Source organism: Fulvivirga sp. M361, from assembly GCF_007097395.1.
Taxonomy (GTDB): Bacteria; Bacteroidota; Bacteroidia; order Cytophagales; family Cyclobacteriaceae; genus Fulvivirga.
The window spans coordinates 197,857-224,482 of sequence record NZ_VKDC01000003.1; the positions used below are offsets into that span (position 1 = coordinate 197,857).

18 protein-coding genes are annotated in these 26,626 nt (G+C 43.3%); 15 read left to right on the forward strand and 3 right to left on the reverse strand.

The window, feature by feature from the left end:
• Positions 1-477: 477 nt before the first annotated feature.
• The 5 genes from nagB (at position 478) to FNH22_RS31930 (ending at position 5,716) form a co-directional block, all read left to right on the forward strand.
• Positions 478-2,397 carry a glucosamine-6-phosphate deaminase gene (gene nagB / locus FNH22_RS03320; protein WP_143396901.1) on the forward strand — a complete coding sequence of 640 codons (1,920 nt, stop codon included), beginning with the start codon at positions 478-480 and terminating at the stop codon, positions 2,395-2,397.
• Between the two features lie 317 nt (positions 2,398-2,714).
• Positions 2,715-3,062, forward strand: a complete 348-nt coding sequence (locus tag FNH22_RS32570; protein ID WP_255517970.1) for a hypothetical protein — start codon at positions 2,715-2,717, stop codon at positions 3,060-3,062.
• Positions 3,063-3,095: 33 nt separating this feature from the next.
• On the forward strand, positions 3,096-3,485 hold the full coding sequence (locus FNH22_RS32575) for a hypothetical protein (protein ID WP_255517971.1): 390 nt from the start codon (positions 3,096-3,098) through the stop codon (positions 3,483-3,485).
• A gap of 57 nt (positions 3,486-3,542) precedes the next feature.
• Positions 3,543-4,478 carry a hypothetical protein gene (locus FNH22_RS32580; RefSeq protein ID WP_255517972.1) on the forward strand — a complete coding sequence of 312 codons (936 nt, stop codon included), beginning with the start codon at positions 3,543-3,545 and terminating at the stop codon, positions 4,476-4,478.
• 368 nt (positions 4,479-4,846) lie between these two features.
• Positions 4,847-5,716: a putative metal-binding motif-containing protein gene (locus FNH22_RS31930; protein ID WP_185154064.1), complete on the forward strand. Its 870-nt coding sequence runs from the start codon at positions 4,847-4,849 to the stop codon at positions 5,714-5,716.
• Positions 5,717-5,830: 114 nt separating this feature from the next.
• On the opposite strand, the gene FNH22_RS03335 is transcribed toward FNH22_RS31930, so the two are convergent.
• Both FNH22_RS03335 and FNH22_RS03340 read right to left on the reverse strand, forming a co-directional pair.
• The gene (locus tag FNH22_RS03335) at positions 5,831-6,589 is read right to left on the reverse strand and encodes a thioredoxin family protein (RefSeq protein WP_143396902.1); all 759 of its coding nucleotides are present in this window, start codon (positions 6,587-6,589) and stop codon (positions 5,831-5,833) included.
• 140 nt (positions 6,590-6,729) lie between these two features.
• Positions 6,730-7,155 (reverse strand): thioesterase family protein, encoded by a 426-nt coding sequence (locus tag FNH22_RS03340; RefSeq protein ID WP_143396903.1) that lies wholly within the window; start codon positions 7,153-7,155, stop codon positions 6,730-6,732.
• 563 nt (positions 7,156-7,718) lie between these two features.
• Between FNH22_RS03340 and FNH22_RS03345 the strand changes: the two genes are divergently transcribed.
• From FNH22_RS03345 to FNH22_RS03375, 7 genes are all read left to right on the forward strand, one after another.
• Complete coding sequence (locus tag FNH22_RS03345) at positions 7,719-10,817, forward strand: TonB-dependent receptor (RefSeq protein ID WP_143396904.1); 3,099 nt, start codon at positions 7,719-7,721, stop codon at positions 10,815-10,817.
• 20 nt (positions 10,818-10,837) lie between these two features.
• Positions 10,838-12,472 (forward strand): RagB/SusD family nutrient uptake outer membrane protein, encoded by a 1,635-nt coding sequence (locus FNH22_RS03350; protein ID WP_143396905.1) that lies wholly within the window; start codon positions 10,838-10,840, stop codon positions 12,470-12,472.
• Positions 12,473-12,557: 85 nt separating this feature from the next.
• Positions 12,558-14,585, forward strand: a complete 2,028-nt coding sequence (locus tag FNH22_RS03355) for a glycoside hydrolase domain-containing protein (RefSeq protein WP_143396906.1) — start codon at positions 12,558-12,560, stop codon at positions 14,583-14,585.
• Positions 14,582-16,045 carry a glycoside hydrolase family 125 protein gene (locus tag FNH22_RS03360; RefSeq protein ID WP_255517973.1) on the forward strand — a complete coding sequence of 488 codons (1,464 nt, stop codon included), beginning with the start codon at positions 14,582-14,584 and terminating at the stop codon, positions 16,043-16,045. Before FNH22_RS03355 ends, FNH22_RS03360 begins: the two co-directional genes overlap by 4 nt.
• 3 nt (positions 16,046-16,048) lie before the next feature.
• Entirely contained in the window at positions 16,049-18,331 is a 2,283-nt protein-coding gene (locus FNH22_RS03365) for a GH92 family glycosyl hydrolase (RefSeq protein WP_143396907.1), read from the forward strand.
• Positions 18,328-19,887, forward strand: a complete 1,560-nt coding sequence (locus FNH22_RS03370) for a glycoside hydrolase family 28 protein (RefSeq protein WP_221420208.1) — start codon at positions 18,328-18,330, stop codon at positions 19,885-19,887. Before FNH22_RS03365 ends, FNH22_RS03370 begins: the two co-directional genes overlap by 4 nt.
• Positions 19,884-20,936 carry a phosphatidylinositol-specific phospholipase C1-like protein gene (locus FNH22_RS03375; protein WP_255517974.1) on the forward strand — a complete coding sequence of 351 codons (1,053 nt, stop codon included), beginning with the start codon at positions 19,884-19,886 and terminating at the stop codon, positions 20,934-20,936. The genes FNH22_RS03370 and FNH22_RS03375 overlap by 4 nt, the downstream gene beginning before the upstream one ends.
• 423 nt (positions 20,937-21,359) lie before the next feature.
• On the opposite strand, the gene FNH22_RS03380 is transcribed toward FNH22_RS03375, so the two are convergent.
• On the reverse strand, positions 21,360-22,061 hold the full coding sequence (locus FNH22_RS03380; protein WP_255517975.1) for a FadR/GntR family transcriptional regulator: 702 nt from the start codon (positions 22,059-22,061) through the stop codon (positions 21,360-21,362).
• A gap of 128 nt (positions 22,062-22,189) precedes the next feature.
• Between FNH22_RS03380 and FNH22_RS03385 the strand changes: the two genes are divergently transcribed.
• Genes FNH22_RS03385 through FNH22_RS03395 form a run of 3 tightly spaced genes read left to right on the forward strand, consistent with a single transcriptional unit; the run spans position 22,190 to position 26,625 of the window.
• Entirely contained in the window at positions 22,190-23,575 is a 1,386-nt protein-coding gene (locus tag FNH22_RS03385) for a glycoside hydrolase family 28 protein (protein ID WP_143396909.1), read from the forward strand.
• Positions 23,572-25,737 carry a sodium:solute symporter gene (locus tag FNH22_RS03390; RefSeq protein ID WP_143396910.1) on the forward strand — a complete coding sequence of 722 codons (2,166 nt, stop codon included), beginning with the start codon at positions 23,572-23,574 and terminating at the stop codon, positions 25,735-25,737. Before FNH22_RS03385 ends, FNH22_RS03390 begins: the two co-directional genes overlap by 4 nt.
• Positions 25,738-25,758: 21 nt before the next feature.
• On the forward strand, positions 25,759-26,625 hold the full coding sequence (locus tag FNH22_RS03395) for an inositol oxygenase family protein (protein ID WP_143396911.1): 867 nt from the start codon (positions 25,759-25,761) through the stop codon (positions 26,623-26,625).
• Position 26,626: the final 1 nt, after the last annotated feature.

Sequence of the window (26,626 nt, forward strand, 5' to 3'; positions counted from 1 at the left end):
AAGCAGGTGTAATCCATCTAATCTCAGGTAGGTAGTATTCCAAGGTATTTTCCCAAAGAAAAATAAGATGCGTTTGTCCGTGTAGCGTGGGTGCTATAGTGGATTTTAAAGAGGAATACCGGTATAGGGCTTACAGGCTTCAAAAGTACTGCCGTAGTATCCAAAAATTTCAAGCGTGTTGTATAAGATGGTATTAAAGTATTCGGAGAAAACTTTAATATTGAAGTGTAAAGAGTAGGGAAGAGGCTGAAAGTGAGTGTATTTGGAAAGGTACGGGGCCGTTTACCGCATAAAAAAATATTGAGAACTTCTATCAATGCAGAACCAGAAATAACGGGTCATAAAGTATATGATCACTGGTTATCCTTCAAAGAGTAAAAAAACGAATGTCATAGTATAAATATACTTTGTACAAGAGTTTTAAAATCTTATAATTGATTAAAATAAGACGTCAACAATTGTTAACAGAACACTACCATGATCACAGACATCAGCTACGAAGAAGTAGGTTTCTTTGAAGAAACCCGGTACGAGAAAATTCACAATAAAATATTTGATAACTCTGCTCTGGCATCAAAAGTAATCGCAAAGGAAATTGCGCAACTGATCACAGAGAAGCAAAAAAATGGAGAGACTTGTGTTTTAGGCCTTGCAACAGGATCATCACCCATAAAGGTGTATGAAGAACTGGTTAAAATGCATAAAGAGGACGGGCTGAGCTTCTTTAATGTCGTTACTTTTAACCTGGATGAATACTATCCTTTAAATAGGGAGAATGCGCAAAGTTACTACTACTTTATGCATCAACACCTGTTTAATCACATCGATATTCCTGCTGATAATATTAATATTCCGGACGGTACCACTTCGATGGATAAGATGGAGGAATATTGTATCGAGTATGAGATGAAAATCAAAAGCTATGGCGGACTTGACTTTCAGCTTTTAGGGATAGGACGAACGGGCCATGTAGGTTTTAATGAACCCGGATCCCATTATAATTCCGGGACCAGGATCATCACCCTTGACTATCTGACACGTTATGATGCTACCTCAGATTTTAATGCGATAGAAAATGTTCCTAAAAAAGCTATTACTATGGGTATTGGTACTATACTCAGAGCGAAACGCGTTGTACTTTTAGGCTGGGGGCATAAAAAGGCGGAGATAATAAAGAAAACCATTGAAGGACCCATAACATCAGATGTACCGGCTACCTTTTTACAACAACATAAGAATACCACTTTTATTCTTGATAATGAATCTGCTTCAGAATTAACACGTTGTAAAACCCCATGGCTCGTCAAGCAATGCAAATGGGATGAATCACTAAAAAGAAAGGCCATCACCTGGTTGAGCCACGAAGTTAAAAAACCTATACTGAAGTTAACCGACAAAGATTATAACGAACAGGGGATGTCCGATCTGCTGGCGCTTGAAGGGTCAGCGTATGATCTGAACATCAAGATGTTCAATGGTTTGCAGAGAACCATTACAGGTTGGCCGGGAGGAAAACCTAATGCAGACGATTCGAAAAGACCGGAAAGGGCTAACCCGGCGAAAAAAAGAGTTTTGATCTTCAGTCCACATCCGGATGATGACGTTATTTCCATGGGAGGGACCTTTCTCAGACTCGTTGAACAAGGACATGAAGTACATGTGGCTTACCAAACTTCCGGCAACATCGCAGTTTCTGATGATGAGGCGCTTAAATTTGCTGAGGTAACACAAGATATTGCCGGGAACAATGATGCTGTTTCCACCTATCAGCACATTATTGATCTGCTTAAAAAGAGTGCAGGTCAGGGTAAAGACCATGAAGAGGTAAGGAACCTGAAATCGGCCATTAGAAAATATGAATCCTATGCAGCCGTACGGTCTATTGGCCTTGCAGATGAGTACGTTCACTTTTTGAACATGCCCTTTTATGAAACGGGAGAGGTCAAGAAAAAGCCTTTAGGATCGGAAGACATTGCTATAGTTTCTAAGATTATTGAAGATGTCCGCCCGCATCAGATCTATGCTGCAGGTGATCTGGCAGATCCGCATGGTACACATAAAACTTGTCTGGATGCCATATTTGAGTCATTGGATAACCTGAAAGAAAATGATTTTATGAACGATTGCTGGGTGTGGTTGTACAGAGGCGCCTGGCATGAGTGGGAAATTCACGAAATAGAAATGGCCATTCCATTAAGCCCGGATGAAGTAACGAAAAAAAGAAACGCCATACTTTTCCACCAGTCACAAAAAGATCGTGTGATGTTCAAAGGTGATGATTCAAGGGAGTTTTGGATGAGGGCGGAAGAACGAAACAGATCCACTTCAAAACTATATCATTTCCTCGGATTGGCTGAATATGAAGCCATAGAAGCTTTTAAAAGATACCATTTCTAAAAGAGCTTTGGGATGAATGAAACGATGAAATACGGAGTGGATTTGATCCCCCTGGCCAGATTTTGAATAAATATTTAGTTAAAAAGAGGATTGCCCAACTACCATTTGAATAAAAGAACAGGACATGAATTATTAGACGCTTAACTTAACTTGTATTAAGCTGAAATAGCTATCTGTGTTTGGGTAGCCTTAAGGTTAGTTTTGTCGGCACAACCTTCCGGCAGGCCAGACTGGCATTAATCTTTTATGGATCTATTCTTATATAAAAGTGCATTTCTATAATGCCTGACCATTGGGCGAGTCTAAAAAAATAAAGTATGGAATTAGCAGTATTAGATTATATAATTATCTTCTCATTTCTTATTATAAGCCTTTTTATTGGCTTAAAATTTCGAAAACAGGCAGGGAAAGACCTGGCCCATTTTTTCCTTGGCGGTAGAAGTCTGCCCTGGTATATAGCAGGTACCTCTATGGTAGCAACTACATTTGCCGCAGATACGCCTCTGGCGGTAACAGAGCTTGTTGCTCAGAGTGGTATTGCAGGGAACTGGTTATGGTGGAATATGTTGGCAGGAGGTATGCTCACCACGTTCTTTTTTGCCCGGTATTGGCGACGCGCTGACGTGCTTACAGATATCGAATTTATTGAGATGCGGTATTCCTGAAAGGTAGCGTCTTTTTTACGGGGTTTTCGCTCGTTGTATTTTGGAGTATTCCTGAACGTTCTGGTGATAGGTTGGGTGAACCTGGCCTTGATGTCCATTCTGGAGGTTTTCTTTAATATACCTGCACATGAACAGCTCTGGTATGTAGGCGGAGCTATGCTTTTGGTAGTGGCGTACTCAGGATTATCAGGCCTGCTGGGTGTAGCGTTCACCGATGTTGTTCAGTTTGTTATTGCCATGATCGGGAGTATAATCTTGGCAGTTATTGTACTGAACAGTGATCGTATCGGCAGTATGGATAGTTTAAAAGCGAATTTGCCGGAAGGGACATTGCGTTTTTTCCCTAAAGTAGGCGCTGAAACTTCAGGATCAGTATTAGCGTTGGGGGCAGGCAGTTTTCTTGCATTCATTGGCTTTCAATAGTGGGCGAGTTGGTATCCTGGCAATGAACCTGGCGGCGGCGGATATATAGCTCAGCGTATGATGAGTACAAAAACGGAGAAAGATGCCATTTACTCTACACTATTCTTTCAGATCGGCCATTACTGTATACGACCCTGGCCCTGGATCATTGTAGCGCTTTGTGCTGTTGTTTTATATCCTGATCTATCTGCCAGCGATAGTAAACTAGGCTATGTGCTCGCCATGAAAGAGTTCTTACCTACCGGTTTGAAAGGGTTATTATTAGTAGCCTTTTTTGCCGCTTATATGAGTACCATATCCACCCAGCTTAATTGGGGGACAAGCTATCTGATCAATGATTTTTATAAAAGATTTATTAACCCGCAAGCAGGGGCTAAACAATTCGTAACCGCATCCAGGGTGGGTACTTTTGCATTAATGTTGATTGCTCTTTTTGCAACTTCATTTATGACCACCATCTCAGGAGTATGGAGTTTTATAGTTGAATGTGGTGCAGGCCTGGGAGTAGTTTTAATTTTAAGATGGTACTGGTGGCGTATCAATGCCTGGAGTGAGATAGTAGCTAACATAGCGCCATTTGTCGGATATGCATTGGCCAAGTACGTATTTGCTCATTACGACCCTTCCTGGGGGCTTGGCATCGGAGAAAATCCGAAGGGTTTCTTTTTTACTGTGGGTTTTACAACAGCCGCGTGGTTGATTGCCACATATATCAGCCCTGCTACGGACAAAGAAAAACTAAGACTATTCTTTGATAAGATCCAGCCTGATGGTAACTGGCGTCCATTCCGGAAAACCAGCAATGGTAGAAGATTATTGGTTTTAGGGGTCTGTTGGTTAAGTGCTATAGTGATGGCTTATTCATTTCTTTTCCTTACCGGGAGTCTGATCTTTAAAGAGTGGAATGATGTACTCATTTATGGAATTCTGGCTACCGTTTCTTTTATGATCTTGAAATTAAGCTCTGGTAAAGTGAAGATCTTTGGAGATTGATCTAAATCGGTTTTGAGTTGGTATATATATAAGGTGCCAAATCAGATTATCGGAATAGTCCTCAGTAATATCCGATGTGTCATTAACCCGATGATTGCCTTTACCAGTAGACATGAAGAATTTGATAAATAAACTTTGTAGAAACTCCTTTCAGATAAGGTTTGTTGAGCTAATAATCTGAATAACAGCTTTTTTTGTATACTAAATAACTAGCTGCATTCAATAAATAAGTATGAATGCATAATAAACCCCAAAATTATGACTTAAATAAAACACTAAACTCACTTAGGTTGCGGTGAATATGGCGTGCAGTATTCATAATTAAATTACTATCGAAACTGTATGCATTTAAAAAACTGCAATAAATTATGATGAACAGAAGTGTTTTATTTTTAGCTTTTACAATGACCATTTTGGCATTTTTTTCATGTAGTGATGATGATTGTATAGAGATGACCTGGTATGAAGATGCTGATGGAGATGGGTTTGGAAATATCGATAATACTCAATTTTCCTGTGATCAACCGGAGGGTTTTGTGTCAAATAATGCTGACTCGGACGATAATAATGCTTTGGTAAACCCTGATGCAACTGAAGTTGCTGATAATGAAATAGATGAGAATGGAGATGGGTTCTACAGTTACAACCTTTTTTTTGATAATGATAATGATGGCTTTGGAGCTGCAGGAACACAGGCTGTGACAGTGAATGTTCCCAATGTTGTCAATTCGGAGGCCAATACTCCACAGAGATATTCACTGAATGATCGGGACTGCAATGATTCGGATGCTTCTATCAATCCGAATGCCTCTGAAGTGCGTTATAATGGGATAGATAATAATTGTGATGGGGCTCCTGTAAGCCTGACCTTTGTAAAAGAAGATAATGCGGATTGGACGCTGGAGGAAAATCAGGATAGAATTACAGAAAACACCTGGATCACCAGGCAGGATAGGCGTAGCATTTTTAATATTGCTGACAGTGATGTAACCAGTACTGACTGTAGCGATGAGCACCCTGTAAATACAGAATGGGCATTTGGCACAACCAAAAATATAGCCTCCTTGGAGTTTGGGACTTTTCTGGGGGAGAACTTTGCCGATTGCAGCCCCCCTAGTATAATTGGCCGTGAGGCAGTTCTTCATATTATTGATGAAGATATTTACATTGACATAAAATTTCTTTCGTGGACACGGAATGCACAAGGTGGAGGATTCTCTTATATCCGTTCTAACTAAGCAGCAGAATATGACATTCGCCTCATGTATGGCTTCTACTCTATATATGAGGTGATTTTTCTATTTTTTGAAGAAACAAGGTTCAATGCTATGGCTGACGTAAGTCAGTATCATTCACTTTAAAACTGTAAGCTCAATCCCGGTAGCTCCACTGATTTCAAAGGTGCCTTTGTTCTGAACATAAGCAATTACACTGCCGTTTTCCAGCTTTGGATTGTTTGCGAAGGGTAGCATAAGCTGTCCTTTTTTCCTGGCTGGGATACTTTTAAACGAACGCACGACATTATCATGTCGTAACGTGCGATTTCTATTTTCACCCCTTTTCACTTCTGTAGCAATGTTACGTTCCACTAAAGCAATGTTTAACACTACATCATTAAGTGGTCCTTCCATATCATAATGGATGATGAGTTCTTCATGAGTTCTTTTAACATCCAGGTTCAAATGATGTACTGCAGGTTGAGATAAAGCCTCTTCTATGGCCTTTTTAGCATTTGCCTGACTGGATCCTACAAACTCCCTTTTACCATTTACCACCATTTGTGGAGTATAAATACTACTGTTTCTGAAGAAAGCACCATAGTCACGTTGGCGTTGAGTATATTCTTTGCTGCTGTAGGGATCTTTCCATCCCAGGTAATTCCAATAGCTGACATGAAATGAAAGCCCGAATACCTTAGTATCATTTTTTTCTTTTACTATTTCACTTAACAGCTTGTCTGCGGCAGGACATGAAGAACAACCCTGGGAGGTGAATAACTCTATCACGGCAAAACCGGTCTTTTCGGCCCGGACATCTTTACCGCTGGTAAAGCTAAGTAAAGCAAGCCCTACACCAGCAAAGACAATAATTAGAAGAACTATCTTTTTCATATCAAAACGAATTAATCATCTATTGACGGACAGATTGAACACCTTTTATCAAATGTTAGATTGCTGTCACTACTTCAAATGATTACGCGCTTATTGCCAAGGTGTTATGTTAAACTCCTGACAAATACTGTTTTTTGCTTTTATGAATCGAAGCTTTGTAGTTCTGCTACCAGCCATTCCGGCAAGGGGGTAGTTTTGCGGGAGGTCATATCAAACATGACCTGGGTAGTCTTACCTGAGGCATGGATAAAAGTGTTATTGTCTTTTTCCGATGTGATGAGATATTCTAACTCAAAGCTTTTCGTACCGAAATGACCGGCGCGTATCCATACTTTTGGGTGTAAGTCAGTCAATTTCAATTCCCTTTTGTAATCACACGTTACATTGGCAATTAAGAACATGTTTTTGTACCAGTTCCAGGTAGGACTGGCCTCTGTCATATATCGGCCCCTGCCTAATTCAAAGTACTGTAAGTAAACGGAATTGTTGACATGATTTAAAGGGTCCAGGTCTATCCAACGGATTTGCAAGTCTTGTTGAAATTTAAAATGTTCAGTTGACAGCATGCTTCAAGTGGTTTAAGTTGTTGCAAGAATATCTGTAACTACTGAAAAAAGAAAGAGACCCGTGCGATTCTATTATTGTTCGTTATTCATTTAAACTGAAATCAGGTCCGTCCTTGTCAATGTTGTTATAACTGTGATAAGAATGGGTTTTTGGCAATCCGGGTGACGTTTTCTTCGAAATACAGTTCCTCAATACTTTGTTAGTTTAATTGTATCTTGTTGATAATCAACAATTATAGGAAGGTGCATGCATGGTATAGTTACAGCTTGACAGGGTTTAGTCGTAGCCTTATCGTTTGATATTCTAAAATTACTCCCAGGCAATAGATCCTTAAAATAGGTGTTGGTTGCTTCTTACAGTTGAGATTTAAGAATATGGAAATGGCGCTTAAATATTATCAGAATATTATTTTTTTAAAGATATAGAGCAAATCTGTCTAAAAGTGCGGGGTGTGGTTCTCAAAAATTAGGAAATCAACATTAAATCAATTAAGTTTATATGTAGTACATATTAACATTTTTCAAATTTATGTAACTGACAATCTGAAAAACAAATTCGAACTATGAAAAAAACTTTACAGATTAAGAAACTTAGGTATCTGCCAGCATTCTTATTGACGATCCTTTTTCTTGTGACTGGTATTGACAGTAATGCCCAGGGACTTGGACAAGATAATGTCACCGTGTCAGGTACTGTGGTCGATGGTGAGACAAATGAGGGATTACCAGGTGTTTCAGTGCTGGAAAAAGGCACCACAAATGGAACAGCCACTGACGTAAACGGGCAATATAGCGTTAATGTTTCCAGAGGAGCTGTTTTAGTGTTCAGTTCTATTGGCTATGAAAGTCAGGAGGTAACTGTCTCCAGCCAGTCAAAGATCGATATAGGATTGAAACTGGACGTACAGTCACTTGATGAGGTGGTTGTAATTGGCTACGGTACGGTAAAAAAATCTGATCTTACCGGTTCTGTGGTCACTGTGGACCAGGAAGTGATTAAAGAAGCCAACAAAGTTAACTCTTTCCAGGCTATCCAGGGGCAGGTAGCCGGTGTGGACATCCAGGCTTCCAGTAATAAACCTGGTGGGGCCTTTAACATCCGTATACGAGGGGCCAATACGGTGAACAAAACAGAATCCGGTCAAAGCGGTGGCTTTAGTCCGGGGCAAGACCCATTATTCGTAGTGGATGGGATATTTGTAGATGATATTTCGTGGGTAAATCCGGCTGATATTGCCCAGATGGATGTACTAAAAGACGCATCTGCCACTGCGATCTACGGAGCCAGGGGGTCTGCCGGGGTGGTGATCATTACCACCAAGAAATCGGAGTCTGGAAAGCTTAGCATTCAATACGATAACTATTTTGGAGTAAAACGTGCGTACAACCTTCCTGATATGTTCGATGGACCGCGGTTCGTACAGTTTATGCGTGATGCTGTGGTAGGGATAGACTATAGCGGAGGAAATTTTAGCACTCGTCCTGAAGACGTGGTACTGGAAAACTTTCTACGACCTAATGAGATCTCTAATATTTCCAATGGCAGCTACACGGACTGGGTGGACCTCATGCTGGAATCAGGGTTTCAAACCAACCATTCCGTTAACCTTACAGGCGGGCAGGGGAAAACAAGTTACGGCTTTGGCGCTGCATATACGCAGGACAAAGGTACGTTTCCGGGAGAGTCTTATGAACGTTTTAACCTTAGGACTAATCTAAGGTCCGAGCTTTCAGATAGGTTTACATTATCTTATAACGGCTATGTAACCTATGATATATTAAACGAAGGAAGTCGTGAGGGTTTCAGAAGTGCGTATCGTCTGAGGCCTACGGGAAGTCCGTTTGACTCCAATGGTGATCCCCTGTTTTTTCCTATAGAAAGTGAGACGTTTATTACCAATCCACTTTTTGAGGAAGACAATATTACACGAGAGACCAAAACACTGAGGTATGTTGGTAATCTGAGTCTGTCTTTCCAGCCCGCCAAAGGATTTAAATTCACCACTTCTTTTTCACCTAACCTGGAATCACAGCGTTATGGAGAATATCGGGGATTATTTTCAAAGTCTGTCAGTAATCGACCTGATGTAAGAAGAGCACAGGTGAATCATGCAAATATTTTTGGATATACCTGGGACAATATCATAGACTATTCAACAAGTTTTGGTGTCGATCATGACTTCAAAGTAGGCTTGATCTCTTCTTTATGGAAGCAAGATGTAGAATCGTTTGAAACCCAGGTAAGGAGCTTTACTACAGATGAATTTCTTTTTTATAACCAGGATGCAGGGTCTGACATTAGAACATTGGGCGGTAACCTCGTCAATTCTTCCATTGCGTCTTTTAGCGCCAGAGTCAACTACACATTCAAATCAAAATATTTGTTGACATTGACAGGTCGTTATGATGGGGCGTCCCTATTGGCCGATGGAAATAAATGGGCATTTTTCCCATCCGCGGCTTTTGCCTGGCGTATTAAAGATGAACCGTTCTTAAGTACGGTAGATGTTGTATCTGATGCCAAGCTGCGACTGAGTTATGGTGAAGTGGGGAATACAGGCGCTTCCAACGGGCTTGTGCCTCTTCAATCACAATCTAACATAGCACAAGATTTTACCAACCTGGGAGATCAGGCGGTACCCACTGCCTTTTTTGCTAATATTCCTAATGATGAACTGTCTTGGGAAAGGACCCGGGAGGTGAACATTGGCCTTGACTTTGGTCTGTTTTCTAACCGTATTGTCGGTACCCTGGATGTTTATAACAGAAAAACCTCTGACCTGATCCAATTCAGAGATCTGCCTGATGTGTCCGGGTTTGGCGGGATCTGGCAGAATATCGGCGAAGTGCGTAACAGTGGGGTAGAACTCTACCTGAAGGGTGTCCCTGTTAATACAGGCGACTTTAAATGGACGGTTAGTATGAACTTCGCCAAAAACAAGAATGAACTCCTTTCCCTGAACAGCAATGCATCGGAAGAGCTTTTCAGCGTACGTGAAGCTGAAATGATCAACCGGGTCGGTGAAGAATTGGGTTCCATGTACTGGTTTGAAGCGATTGGTGTCTGGCAGATAGATGAACTCGATGAAGCGCAAAGATTTGGCCAGCAACCCGGGCAGGTGAAGGTCAGGGACCAGAATGACGATGGTGAGATCAACGACCTGGACAGGGTCGTGCTGGGTTCCCAGGCTCCGGACTGGACAGGCGGACTTACCAATACATTGAACTACAAGAATTTTGACTTTACTGTATTCGCCTATACAAGACAAGGGGTGATGAACTACAGTTGGTTCCATCGTTCCCATGGATGGGATGCAGATGACCGCCCGGCGCGTTTTAACGGGTGGGACACCAATTATTGGACGCCGGATAATCCTACCAATGACTGGCACCAACCGGGAAATTCAGGACCCCATAAAAGGGCTTTGTTTTATCAGGACGTATCATTCGTCAAAGTGGGCTACATTACCGTGGGCTATGCATTTCCCAGGGCTATCACCGAGTCTTTGAAGTTGGGTAGTTTAAGGATGTATGCTACGGTGCAAAACCCGTTTGTTTTTACCGATTATGAAGGTTGGGACCCTGAAAATGCAGGAAGAAATTCCTGGGGTGCGGCTCACCTGACCCGGTCTTTCATAGCCGGAGTGAACGTAAGGTTTTAAAATTCAAAAAAATGACTAACATGAAACAAACAAAAATAAAATCAACTGCATTGATATACATTTTTGTGATCAATATAGCATTGAGCGGTCTCATAGGTTGCGATGACTTTCTGGAAGAGACTAACCGGACTTCCATAACCGATGCAAACGGTCTGTCAGATCCTGATACTTATGACCAGTTTGTTGCTGAAGCCTATAACCAGTTACGTGAGGCGCTGGTCAATTTTGGTCTGGATCATCAGGGGACAGACATAGCTACGCGTGAAGACCTTATCACCGGCGTCAGCGAATTAAATGATTATGTTAATATCAACCCAAGTAACGGAACTGTTACGGACTATTGGAAGGCTTATTACGAAGTGATACTTGCCGCAAATAATGTAGAACTGGTTTCTGGCCAGGTACAGGGGCTCTCTGATGCAGCCAGGGACCTGGGGCTGGCTGAGGCTTTATTCATAAGGGCCTATGCCTATTTTCATCTTGTCGAAAATTACGGAGATGTACCACTGGTAGTGGAAGAGGTTGACCTGAATGCACTTAACTTTGTCAAATCACCTGAGGAGCAGGTCTATGATCAAATGGTGGCAGACCTTCAACAGGCCATAGCTGGCTTACCTGAAACGGTGACGGTCTTTGGAAGAGCAACAAAAGATGCGGCTAAGCACCTGTTGGCCAAAGTATTGTTAACCCGTGGGTACAAGAGCTATGCTAATTCCAATGACTTTGAGGAAGCGGCACGACTGGCTGAAGAGGTGATCGCCAACCACCCGCTGGAAGATAGTTATGCGGAGTTGGTAAGTATAGATAACCAGAGAAATTCGGAGGTGATATTTAGTGTCCTGTACGGGCCGGATGCGTTGTCTCGTGGTCCGGGAGGTGTCAGACATACATTTTTTAAGTTTAGCTATGATGTATATCCGGGATTGAATCGTTCAAATACTTATGGACGTGGTAACGGGCAGATGGTCACCCCGTTTTTCATTAGTCTTTTTGAAGACGATGACGAACGGGAAGCGGCTACTCTGAGAAGAGTGGTGTATGCTGTTGAAGATTTTGCTGAAACCGACGACGGGCCTGTTGTTATAGCGGTAGGTGATACTGCCATTTATTTTCCGAAAGTACCCTGGTCACAGGCTGAAATTGACTCCAAAGTATACGCAGTGATCAATCCTGATACTTACTTTGAGATCAACTTTGGTAATGGTGTAGCTGCCCCAATGTTCCTGAAATTTGATGATCCCACTGTACCTTACGCAAATCCGGGAATAGCTCCCGGAGGTATTCGGGACGCTATCCTGATGCGGGCCGGGGAGACACGACTTATTGCGGCAGAGGCTTATTTAAATGCCGGAAACGCCGGAACGGCAGCAGATCATCTGAATGCTATCAGGACCCGGGCCGGCGCCAGTGTGATCCAGGCCAATGATGTGGACTTAGACCTGATACTGGATGAAAGTGCGAGAGAATTAGCAGGTGAAGTAAGCCGGTGGATGGAACTTAAGAGAACAGGAAAATTGATGGAAAGGGTGCTGGCCCATAATCCGCATGCAGCGCTTAACAACAGTATAGAAACCTGTCATGTGGTGAGACCCATTCCACAAAATGATATTGATGCTACGAACCGATCATTGATACAGAATAGTTGTTATCAATAGAAAATAAGGGTTTAATAGTTAGGGCCGGGCTTTTCCAAAACAGAAGAGCCTGGTCTTATCTTTCACCTAGTGCAGCTAATAATCCATGAGGAGTATCCCCTTTCTGGCTTTGATTGCCTTATTACAATGTACCCCATCGGAGACACCTTCCTTTGATCCGGTCAGTTATGTAGATGTATTCATAGGGACGGCTGGCGATAATGGTCAGCTTGACCCGGCGGCCACCGTCCCTTTCGGTATGGTAAAACTGGGACCTGACACCGACCCTCTTAACCATAGCGGATATAACTATGAAGCGGAAAAGATCCGTGGCTTCTCGCACAACCGTATAGGAGGGGTAGGCTGTAGAGGCGCAGGAGGTAATATCCGCATTAAACCGGGAATAGGTATTCCGAATGCCAATAGTGAATGGTATCGGAAAGCGACGGAAGAAGGTACCCCAGGTTATTATAACGTTACCTTCCAGTCAGGTATTCAGGCCGAGATGACGGTCACTAACCAGGTGGGCTTTCACCGTTACACATTCCCTGAAACGGACAGCGCTTACTTTGTCATAGATCCGGCGGCTACCTTCGAAAAGCTGGAAGTGTTGGATCACAAGGTGATATCAATAAACGGAAACGAGCTCACCGGTTTCATCACAGCACAGAATGTATGTAACCAGGGGGCTTATACCACTTATTTCGTGCTATATGCCAGCGAGAACTTTGGAAATACCTGGTATGAAGATGATAAGCTCTACTGGTTGCTAAACACCCAAAGAAATCAACAGGTAGAGTTTAGCGTAGTATTGTCCCCCGTTAGTATAGCGCAGGCAAAAAAGGATTTTGAGGTGAGCTACGCAGATTATGATTTTGACAAGGCCAGAGAAGAAGCCAAAGAGCGATGGAGTAGTTTACTGAGCAGGATAAAAGTAAAGGAAGAAGAAGATCAAATGACCTTATTTTATACCCACTTGTATCGTACTTTACTCACGCCGGTCAATACCACTACTACTGACAATACCTATAAAGGCACGGACGGAAAAATACATAGAGCGGATGGTTACACACATTACGATTCATGGTCCATGTGGGACACCTTCAGGACCAAATTCCCACTGATCACGCTATTGTATCCTGAGCTGGCACAGGATTTTGTAAAATCGGTCGAGGACCTTTATGTAAATGGGAAATTTGACTGGGCAGGCTTTCATGAACCGGTACCTACTGTTCGCACTGAGCATACCATACTTTTCTTGTTAGATGCATATAGAAAAGGGCTCAACATTAATTGGGAAAGGATTTATCCTTACCTCGTCAGTGAAATGGATAGTTTGCCTTATCGTTCGCCGGACAATTGGCTGGAGTCTTCCTATGATAAGTGGGCCATGTCCCAAATTGCTGAGATAGTTGGTAACTCAAAAGATGCTGAAAAGTATCAGAATGAATCTGCTCAATACCGGCAAGTGTGGGCTAATCATTTTCAACCTATAAATGATAGCTCTGACATTATGCACGGCTATGGCCTATATGAAGGTACGATATGGCAATACCGCTGGCATGTGCATTTTGATATCGAAGGACTGATCGAGCAGCTTGGAGGCAGGCCGCAGGCCATCGAACAGTTGTCTTACTTTTTTGACCACCACCTTTACAATCATGGGAACCAACCGGATATTCATGCACCATACCTTTTCAATGCATTTGGAGCTCCCGGGCTTACGCAAAGATGGGTGACTAAAATACTTACCGGACCCATGGAACAGCATTATGGTACGCACCGCAAATGGGAAAGTCCGTATCAAGGAAAGATCTACAAAAACGATCCAAGGGGATACTTTCCTGAAATGGATGATGATGACGGCACGATGTCAGCATGGTACGTACTAAGCGCCATGGGGCTATATCCGTTGGAAATAGGAAAGCCTTTTTATGAACTTACAGTACCCATTTTGGATGAAATACATATAACACTTAACAATGGGAAAACATTTGAGATAATTAGCGATAAACCAGATAGCGGGAAATATACTGTTGAATCTGTAACCCTCAACGGAACTAAAAAGACGGATTTTCGGATACATCATTCTGTCATATCAGAGGGAGGACTCCTGAAGTATAATTTGAAATGATCAAGCATTCAGCAAAGGTTATGATGGAAGCACAACATTCGAACGGAGATTTTATAAAGTTGAAAGGTTTGACAGGAGTGAATGTTTTTATACATCCTAAGCCATTTTCATTTGACGATAAGTTCTTATCTCAACGTCCGGAAATGGAGGAGAGAAATTTTACCAGTCCGGCGGTCGAGCATAAAATAGAACAGGTTAAAAAACGCATTAAAAACGAAGAGCTGGCCTGGATGTTTGAAAACTGCTATCCAAACACCCTGGATACGACAGTAGATTTTGAATACATTGACGGAAAACCCGATACCTTCATTATAACAGGTGATATTGATGTCATGTGGCTAAGGGATTCTACCGCGCAGGTATGGCCATATTTTGAACTGATTGACCGGGACGAAAGGTTGAAAGAGTTGTTCAGAGGGCTGATCAATCGTCAGGCTAAGTGCGTTTTACTGGATTTTTGTGCTAACACTTCTTATAAAGGTAAGCATAAGGTATCTGAACGGAAGGGTGACAAGCTAAAGATTGCCACGGGAGTCAGTGAAAGCAAATGGGAGATTGATTCCCTTTGTTATTTTATCCGGCTTTCTTATCGTTATTATGAACTTACCGGAGATAGATCTGCGTTTGATGAAAGTTGGGACCAGGCCATGCGCCTGGTGCTACGAACTTTTCAAAAGAAGCAGAGGAAAGGCGATACCACTTCCTCTTTTTTTGAAAGGAGCCAGGGTAAACGAACCTTATCACTAAGATATAGAGGTAAAGGAAGTCCCTCCAATCCCATTGGATTGATCGCCTCAGCCTTCAGGCCTTCCGGTGATGGGTGTATGTATCCTTTTTGCATACCTTCTAACTTATTTGCAGTGGAGGCATTGGGCCAGTTAAGTGAGATGTACATTGAGGTTATGGGCAACCGAAAATTTGCTGATGAGTGTATGTGTATGGGGAAGGAGGTAAGAGAAGCTTTAGATCACCATGCTGTTGCCGAGCATTTAAACTATGGAAAAATATATGCCTATAAAGTGGATAGTTACGGGAATAAGTTGTTTCCGGATGACCCTAATGTACTATCGTTGATCTCCCTGAAATATTTATTGTCCAAAGAAAACTATGACAGCAACGTCTACTTCAACACCCGACGCTATTTGCTAAGTAATGATCACCGTTATAGTTTTAAAGGGAAGGTGGCCGAAGGATGGGGAGGCCCTCATACCGGTCTCTATACTATACGGCCTATGGGGATTATCCTCAGGGCAATGACCAGTGAAGACGATGAGGAGATAATGATCTGTCTCAAGACATTGATAAAAATGCATGATGGGTCTGGTTTTATGCATGAAACCTTTCACAAAGACGATGCCTCCGGGTTTCCCCGAAGTTGGTTCGCCCGGACAAATACATTATTTGGTGAGATGATTCTTAGGCTGTCGACACAAAAACCAAAACTGCTGAAATCCATTTAAAACATGCTGCATAAAAAGATACTCGTACTTCTGTTCTTTACCTGGTGTTTTGCATCATGTACATCAGATAATAAAGTCACGGTAATGCCCGCTTCGGTCCGTCCGGTAGACCAGGTCTATCCATTACTGGATGCTGCTAACTCCAGGTGGTTCTTTTTTGCTTCGGCGTGCAGACCCTTTGGTATGGTTACACTCCATCCGGATACACAGGTTGGAGGTGCCTGGGGAAGTGGGTACAAATATGACACGGATACGATAAAAGGATTTAGTCACATCCATGGGTGGCAGATCTCAGGTGTTTCTGTGATGCCTGTTACGTTCAATGAAGCACCTGATCCTTTGTTAACCGATTACTATTCAGCGTTCAGCCATGATAAGGAACATGTCCGTGTGGGGTATCATAAGGTGGTGCTGGACCGCTATCAGGTTACCACCGAATTAACCAGCACCAGGAGAGTAGGTTTGCACCGTTATCATTTTCCCCGGAATGAGTCCGTTGGCATCGTTTTTCAATTGGAAGGAATATTAGGTCCATCCATGATCAAAGACGGCCGGTTAGTCCAGGTCGGGCCAAAAACCCTTTCCGGCCAGTTGACCAATGGTCCGACAAAGAGACGTCCAAAAGACGTAGTAGCCTATTTTGAAGTGGCGTTTGATAAAGCCATTGCCGGGCTTACAGGAGAAAATAAAGGAAACAAGCTGGTGACATTTCCGACCGGAACGGAGGACGTAATGATGAAGGTGGCTATTTCATACACTTCAAATGAAAATGCCAGGCTTAACATGCGTGAAGAACTGCCCGGATGGGATTTTGACCAGGTAGTGGAAAATTCACAAGTTGAGTGGGATGTGTTATTGAGTAGAATAGTGGTAAAAGATGATGATAGTTTGGCTGTGAGAAGGTTTTACACCGATCTCTGGCATTCTCTCCAGGGGCGTAGGACCATCAGTGATGTGAATGGCGCCTATCCTGACAACACGGGCGAAATGTTTAGGGTTGGGCAACTGCCGCAGGACAGCCTTGGCAAACCAAAGTTCAGCCACTATAATTCGGATGCCTTCTGGGGCGCCCAATGGACTTTGAATACGCTCTGGGGGCTTTTATACCCAAAGAGATACGAGGAATTTGTCAACTCACTCCTGGTATACTATCAGGACGGAGGACTTATACCCCGGGGTCCTTCCGGCGGGAACTATACCTACGTAATGACGGGTGCTTCATCCACGCCGTTCATTGTGAGTGCTTACCAGAAAGGCCTTCGGGGATTTGACGCTGAAGTTGCCTACGAAGGAATGAAAAAAAACCATATGCCAGGGGGTATCATGGGGCATTCCGGATACGAACATGGGTCTGCATCAGGAGGGGGCCTTGAAGACTATATTGAACACGGTTATGTACCTTATCCGAATCCCGATGGTGATTTTGGCTATCACCAGGACGGGGCTAGCCTTACTCTTGAATATGCCTACCAGGACTGGGCATTGGCACAAATGGCCAAAGCGTTGGGTAAAAAAGCAGACTATGACTATTTTTTGGGAAGATCAGAAAATTACAAAAACCAGTTTGATCAAGAGACCGGCTGGATGAGGCCCAAAGATATAAATGGCCAATGGCGGCCGGCTTTTGACCCGTATGAATATGAACACGGCTTCAATGAATCCAATGGAGCGCAGTCTACCTGGTTTGTGCCACACGATGTGCATGGCCTGGCTGCATTGATGGGAGGAGAGGCAGCAGCCGTAAAAAAACTCAATGCCCAATTCGAAAAAGCAGCCTTGATGGGTTTTACAGCCGGCACTTCGCATGAAAGGGGAGAAGACCCGAACAGGGCCCGGGTGCCTATTAACTATGGAAACCAGCCTTCCATACAAACGGCTTTCATTTTTAACCATTTGGGCCGTCCTGACCTGACGCAATACTGGTCGGGTGAAGTAGCAAAGAAGGCTTTTGGCGGGTTATCACCACATACCGGCTACAACGGCGATGAAGACCAGGGGCTGATGGGGTCTTTGGCTGTTTTACTAAAACTGGGACTTTTCCAGATGAACGGGGGAACAGAAGAAGACCCGCGGTATGAGTTTGGAAGCCCCATGTTCGACCAGGTGTTGCTGCATTTACCCAACGATAAGTCGCTTGAGCTTCTGAGAGAAGGAGAAGGTGTTTTTATTGAAGAGTTGACGTATAACGGCAAGACCCTTACGGATTTTTTCCTTACACATACTCAACTGATGGAGGGGGGTATATTGAAATTTAAAATGAGCGAACAATTAAACAGTAAAGAATGAGATCATTACACACTATGAAGTACACCCTGGTCCTTTGTTACCTGTTGGTTAGCGTTAACCTGCTGTCAAAAGACATTAATATTCTTACGTTTGGAGCTAAACCCGATGGCGAAACCCTCAACACTTCGTTCATTCAAAAGGCAATAGATAAGGTGAGTAACGCCGGGGGTGGGAAGGTGATTATACCGGCAGGTACTTTCCTTTCGGGAAGTATTATCCTGAAATCAGGTGTGCACCTTTACCTGGAAGAAAACGCAATTTTGCTGGGTACTACAGACATTTATCAGTACACAAAACTTAATTCGTGGAAGGCGTTGGTGCTGGCAGACCAGGTCAATAACATCAAAATTACCGGTAAAGGTATCATAGACGGTCAGGGTCGAAAACTGGCTTTAAATGTGGATAGCCTGTTCCATATCGGGGAAATTAATATTGGTTATAACTTCAGAAGGATGCGCCCTAATGAAGATGGCAGACCTCAGTTGATCAATTTTAAGAACTGCAAAAACATAGAGGTCAGCGGGATTGAATTAAGGAATGCTTCCAATTGGGTACAGACTTATGATCAGTGCCATAACCTGGAAATTGATAACATTAGTGTAAATAGTACGGTGTATTGGAATAATGATGGGATCGATATCAGCGATTGTAAGAATGTGCGGATAACCAATTCTTTTATTAACTCGGCCGATGACGGGATATGCCTCAAGTCACATAGCGCTGAGCATTCCAATGATAGTATTTACATTGCCAATTGTACGGTACGGTCCAGCGCCAGCGCCATTAAATTCGGAACAGCTTCAGACGGAGGTTTTAAAAATGTGAAGATCCATGACATTACTGTATATGACACGTTCAGGTCCGCCATAGCATTGGAATCCGTGGACGGCGGTGTTTTAGAGAACATAGATATTAGTGACATTGTCGCCACCAACACCGGCAATGGTATTTTCATCCGCCTGGGTCATCGCAACACACAAGGGCAGGTGGGAGTATTAAAGAACATTAGTATTCGAAATGTGCGGGTTGAGATCCCTTTTGAGCAACCTGACCTGTATTATGATTGTCGGGGTCCCCGATTACCTTTTTTCCATAATCCCTTTCCTAACTCTATCACCGGTATTGAAGGGCACTATGTGGAAAATGTACATTTGGAAAACATAACGATCACCCATCCGGGAAGGGCTTCGAGTGGCTATGCCCAGGTACCACTTTATCGTCTGGCCGGTGTGCCGGAAAATGCATCAGACTATCCCGAGTTTCACATGTTTGGGGAGTTGCCTGCCTGGGGGTTTTATGTCAGGCATGTAAAAGGGCTTACCTTTAAGAATGTACAACTCAAATTGAAGGAAGATGACTTCAGGCCGGCACTTGTGTTTGACGATGTGCATGATCTGGAACTCGATGGGTTAAAAGTATATCCACGGACAACGCATGATCAATTGATATTTTGGAACGTTGAAGATTATAACATAGCACACAGCACGGTAGATGATAAGAAACTTGACAGCCCTGTGATTTTAGAGAATGTTATCACCGGTAAAAATAAAGAGTGAAAAGCAGATATTACATTTTACTACTGGCAGCATTGTGCTGCTGTCAGCCTAAGGCTGAGTTGAGACTGAATGATGTACGGGTGATCGGAAGTCACAATAGTTACAAGCTGCCCATCGAAAAAGCACTCCGGGACCTTCTGTCACTGCAAGATTCGGCCCGGATGGCAAGCTTACAATACGGTCATCTGCCGCTCAGCGAACAACTTGATCTTGGCTTGAGAAACCTGGAAATAGACCTGTTCCATGATCCGGTCGGTGGTCGGTTCGCAAATCCGAAAGGGCTGGAAATGTTGGCTGCTTCGGGACAACAACCCTTACCCTATGATGAAAAGAATGATCTGTCAAAACCAGGGTTCAAGGTCTTTCACGTACAGGACATCGATTTCAGAAGTCATAAGCTCCTTTTCGAGGAGGTTTTAAAAGAGCTGAAATACTGGTCAGACCAAAACCCCGATCATTTTCCCGTATTTATCACATTAGAAGCCAAAGATAAAGCCATTGAGGGTTTGACACCTCCTTTGAAGTTTGCGGAAAGTGCGTTAGACAGTATTGACCTGGTACTGAATCAATATATGGGGACTGATAAGCTGATCACACCTGATTGGGTGAGAGGCGAAAAAACGACACTTGAAGACAAAATACTACAGGACGGCTGGCCGCTTTTGAGGGAATGCAAGGGAAGATTCCTTTTTATACTGGATGATGCTAAAGAAAAAAGAGCTCTGTACATTAAAAATTATCCGGGATTAAGTGGCCGGGTAATGTTCACCAATTCCCCTGCGGGTACTTCAGAAGCTGCCTTTATGATCATCAATGATCCGAAGAAGGAGCAGGAGCGGATAAAACGGTTGGTTAAGAAAGGGTATATGATAAGGACACGTGCCGATGCCGGGACCCGGGAAGCCCGGACCGGTGACTATTCGAAATTTGAAGCGGCCCTCTCCAGCATGGCCCATGTGATCACAACGGATTATTACCAGCCGTCACAGCTTTTTGAATCCACTTATTCAGTCCGTTTTAAAGAGGGTGGTTTTGTGAGACACTTTTAAAAACTTTAAACCTACTACTTTCTGTCTCATAAACTCGTCTCGTGAAGAAGTCGCTAATTTTTCCGATGGTGTAGCTAAACGTACGATAATTAGTTTATTTTAATTGTTGCCACGATTTTAATGCACCACCATTGCAGTATCCTCCTAAAACGCTCTGTCCATATCTTGCTACCGATACCCGCTGAGTAAACATTTTATGCATAGCTTATCGCACCTTGTTAGGTTTGGGGAGGATGTTAAATCGACCGATACCAAACGTAGACTCTTTCTCAACGTTATAGACTTACAAATTCTATTCGACGATATTCAACAACATCATCAGAAAATAAAAGAATATAAATGTAAGTCTATTATAATGCTCTATTGTTGTCTTAAAAAAAACAGACTCACATGTTTAAAAACTGTAACAATTTAGTGCCCATGTCAAAGCCTGGCATAATGCGGAGTAAGATGCGCCCTCATGTTTCTGCGTAACTCTGCCGCCGTACCTTTTTCCAGGGTTGTTACCAGGTCCATATGTGAGATATCCCCTCTTGGGGGTTCGGATTTCAGGTGCGATTCCACTTCCATCATATAGTTGAAAATCGGAAGCAACATTTGCTGGAAACGGGTCAGTGTGGAATTGCCCGTCATAGCGTAGAGCTTACCGTGAAATGCAATTTCATACCCTAACCGTACTTCGAGGGAATGCTTACACTCGGGATCCTCTGCCTCTTTCCGGGCAATATCTTTTAACTCTACAATATCTTCATCCGTTTTTCGCACCACAAGCAGGTCGGACATCCCCACTTCAAGTACCAACCTGAGCTCAAAAATATCTTTCATGGTTTTATCACTGAGAAGGCTGGGGTCCATGAGCCGGGTCACACTGCTTAGCAGGTCCGGTTCAGTAATGACCATTCCCTTACGTTTCTTAGACTCTACTATGCCCAGCATTCTTAACCTGCTGAGCGCTTCCCGCACCACATTTCTGCTTACACCGAGCTCTTCAGCCAGCTCGATCTCTTTGGGCATGGCATCACCTACCTTGAAGTTGTTCTTTTTCAGGTACTCCATCAGGTTTTGCTCTACCTGATCTGCCAGTGAGGTTTTTACAACTGGGGATAACTTTAACGATTTAGTCACTGATTGTCCGATTTTATAAAGTTGTCGAAATATATGGAGCCATAATTGATTTGTGGTCAAAAATTGTTCCTTAAAGTCATACTTTTTTGATATATTGCAATATGTAATTATGTAGTACATAAATAGCAATGGAATACAATATAACGGAATTTGGGGCAAAAGGCAATGGTGTAGCAGATGATTCTTTTGCAATACAGCAGGCGATTGATACATGTAGTGGCCAGGGAGGAGGGCGTATAGTAGTGCCTTCCGGGCGTACGTTCTTAAGTGGTCCTTTTAAGCTTAAGTCAAACATCGAATTTCACGTAGGGATTGGGGCAAAGCTGCTGGCCAACCCGGACGAAAGTGTTTACACAGAAAGTGCTTTTCGTGAAAACAGGGGGGAAGGCTCCATATGGATAGGTGGCGAGAATATTGAAAATGTTATTATTACAGGGGGTGGAACCATTGACGGGAACGGGATTTCTTTCATGGGACAAGAAAAAAATGATGCCTACGATTTGAAACCATTTGATGAAGTAGATCCCAGGCCGCATGTTATCACCATTATAGGAGGTAAAAGCATTAAGATCATGAATATAACCATGAAGGATGCGGCTTACTGGGGCATTCATCTTGTAGGCTGCCACGACGTGAGCATGGAGGGTCTTTTTATTTATAATTGTTTGAAAATCAGGAATAGCGATGGGATAGACCTGGACCATTGCCAGAATGTGAATATTTCCAACTGCCATATCGAATCAGGAGATGATTGCATATGCTTCAAAAACAGGCGTGAGTATGCAGAGTTCGGACCTTGCAAGGACATTACGATAACCGGGTGTACGATGGTGTCTACTTCATGTGCAGTAAAATTTGGGTCCGAGAATGTTGACCAGATCAGAAATGTAACCATCACTAATTGTATTATTAAAGACAGTAACCGTGGCATTGGGATCCAAAATCGTGATGAAGGTACCATTTCAAATATTATTGTATCCAATGTGATCATGGAGTGCAGGTTGTTTTCCGATGTCTGGTGGGGTAAATCAGAGCCGATATATATCACTGCTTTTCCCAGGTCGACTGAAAACCATAAAGACGCGGGGATCAGGTTGCCAAAAGGTGCTACAAGCGGTGAGGTAGGACAGGTATCGAATATTACTTTCGCTAACATTCGTTGTAAAAGTGAGAACGGTGTGTTTGTAGGTAGTTATGCCACGGATAAGGTACGTGACGTACGCTTTGAAGGAGTGGATATAGCCATTGATAAGACTACCGATTATCCTGGTGGGATCTATGATTGCAGGCCATGTGCCGGCCCGGATACGCTTGAAGGCCGTACAGCTGGCTTTTTCTTATACAATGTTTCTGATGTAAATATCGTGGACTGTAGTCTCATTTGGGGGCCGCATCGCGCTGACTATTTTGAAACTTCGATCATCGACGAAGGGTCGGTCAATGTGAAGGTCAAAAATTTTGATTTTGCGGAAGAAAGCAGGACAGGCCATACTAATTTAAAGATGATAAAGTGATTTTCGGACTGACGGTTTTGGACATTATTGTATTGGTGGTCTACTTTGGGGTCATCATATACATTGGTGTTCGGGCGAGTTTCAGGATCAATAATACAGAAGACTATTTCCTGGGGGGTAGAAAGTTTGGTAAGCTCACCAGTACCTTCGCCAGTTTTGGCCAGGCCACTTCCGCTGATGGGCCGGCAGGAGTAGCTACCACCACGTTCAATAACGGGGCTGCAGGCATATGGAGTTCTTTGCTCATGCTTTTTGTTACTCCCTTGTTTTGGATCACCGCGCCGTGGCTCAGAAGGCTGCATATCCTTACCATGGGGGATTTCTACCTTGAAAGATATGGCTCAGGGAAGATGGCAGCCACCTATGCGCTGATCGGTTCTATTGGAATGATGGGATTATTGTCCGTAGGGTATATGGCGGTAACAAAAACGACTATGGCCATGATGGCTAAGCCTGCCACAGAACTCACTATACAGGAACAGCAGGAGCTGCAAGATGCCAATGAGCTGGTACACCTGGAATCGTCCTCTATTGATCAGCTTTCCGGTGCTGAGATAGAAAGACTTGAATTATTACGTAAAGAAAAACCGAGAGGGATCTTCTCCTATGCCAATGAAAACGTGCTCATCTGGTCGATCTGTCTGCTGGTAATGTCTTATACAGCATTAGGAGGTTTGGAGGCAGCGGTTTATACAGACATGTTGCAGGGCATATTTATTATTCTGCTATCTATTGTTTTGATACCGTTTGCCATGGAGGCTATTAACCTGCGATATGGCGGTTCAGGCGGTATGGGCGCACTTAAAAACTTACATGAAAACTTACCTGAAAGTATGTTTGAGGTGTTTGGATCACCCCAAACCATTGATTTTACCTGGTATTTCATTTTAACAGTAGCCCTGGTATCAGGAATGACAGTGGTCACCCAGCCTAACCAATTGGTGACAGCCGGTGCTGCTAAAGATGAGTTTTCCGCCCGGGTCGGATTTGTTACCGGCACTTTTATGAAACGTATTGTTACCATTATGTGGGGGTTGCTGGGCCTGTGCGCTGTTCTTCTATATACCGGCAAGATCACCAACTCTGACCTGGTATGGGGTTATGCTACACGTGAATTACTTGGACCGCTTAATTTAGGGCTCATAGGCCTGATGCTGGCAAGCTTGATGGCTGCCCTTATGTCTACCGCCGATTGTCTGATGATCACGGTATCCGGGTTGATCGTTAAAAATTTGTATAAACCTTTTTTCAAGGTCGATTCTCACAGGCATCTCGTGTGGGCCGGAAGGGTAGCGGGAGCATTGTTCCTGGTGGGTGGTGCTGTGATCACTACACAATTTGACAATATTTTGCAGGTCTTGAAGTTTATCTGGGAGTTTTTCGTAGTATTTGCTGCCGCTTTTTGGCTTGGCCTGAAATGGAGGAAAGCCAACGTACATGGTGCCTGGTGGTCTATTTTGGGAGCGTTTTCATTGTTTTACCTGGTCCCGGTCATTACTGCATTAGTATTTCCAGGTATAAAAACCTCGGAACAGCTCCTTAAACTGACACAGCCCGAGCCTATCGTCAGGACCTATATCGCCAAACAAGTAGATGTAGATGTCCGTAACGAATTGATCGCCAAATCTTCTGCCAACCAAAATGGCGAGAGTGAAATACCACCATTGATCCGGGTAGGGGAGAAATTCTCAAAAACATACACACTTCCGAAGAAATCTATTTTCTGGTCCAAAGGTATTACCCAGGATGCAGACGGATCATTTTATGGCCAGGGGTATCCTTACTTTGAATTGATATTTCTGGATGCGATCGGATTTGACCTGTCAAAGAACCCGTATGCACTTAACGAAACCATCCGAATGCTCATCAGGCTTGTTTTCCCATTTATACTTTTGATCATTGGGTCGCTGCTGTTAAAGGCCGACCAGGAAGAGCAGATAGGCCGATTTTATCATAAAATGAGGATTCGTGTAGCATCTGGGGAAACGCTTAAAATTGATCATGAAAAAGAAATGGAGGAAAATAATGTATTGTTGTTTCCCGGGTCAGATTGGGAATTTTATCGCTGGAACAGGCAAGACCTTATAGGTTTCGTGCTCGCCTGCGGTATGGTGGTAGCTATCATTGGCCTGTTGTATTTAGTGGTCACTATCGGAAGCTGAATATCTTAATGTAAACTAATTATGGAGTTATCAAAGCAAGAGAAAAAGAAAGCCCATGATCTTATCGAGGAGTGGGAAGACGATGTCCTGAGAAGATACCCTGAGGAGCCCGTCAAGGAAAAAAGTGAATTCAGAAACTACGATGATCCTGCCCGCGATACGGTGAAGGAGTTTTATCGTACGAATCACCAGTATCAAACGTACGATTTTGTATTACAGAAGGAAAAGGAGTTTTTGTCACTGGATAGAAAGCAAATGACATTATGGGAAGCGGTGGAGTACCTCAACACCATGGTAGATGATTCAGACCCTGACATTGACCTGGACCAGACCCAGCACCTGCTACAAACCTCCGAAGCCATTCGTGCTGATGGCCACCCTGATTGGTTTATTCTCACAGGGTTCCTTCATGACCTGGGGAAAGTACTTTGTTTGTTTGGAGAACCCCAATGGGCGGTGGTTGGAGATACGTTCCCCGTAGGCTGCGCTTTTTCTGATAAGATCGTTTATCCCGGGTTTTTCAATGACAACCCGGACACTAAAAACGCACGTTTTAATACCAGGCTTGGGGTTTATAAAGAGCATTGCGGGCTGGATAATGTACATATGTCCTGGGGGCATGATGAATACATCTATCATATCATGAAAGATCATCTGCCGGAAGAAGGGTTGTATATGTTACGTTATCATAGCTTTTATGCTCAACATAGGGAAAGGGCCTATGACCACCTCATGAGCAGGCATGATCATGAAATGTTCAGGTGGGTAGATAAATTCAACCCATACGATCTATATACCAAAGCACCGGTAAAACCGGATGTGCAGGCATTAAGGCCCTATTACGAGGACCTGGCTGCGAAATTTTTACCGGATACACTCACATTTTAAA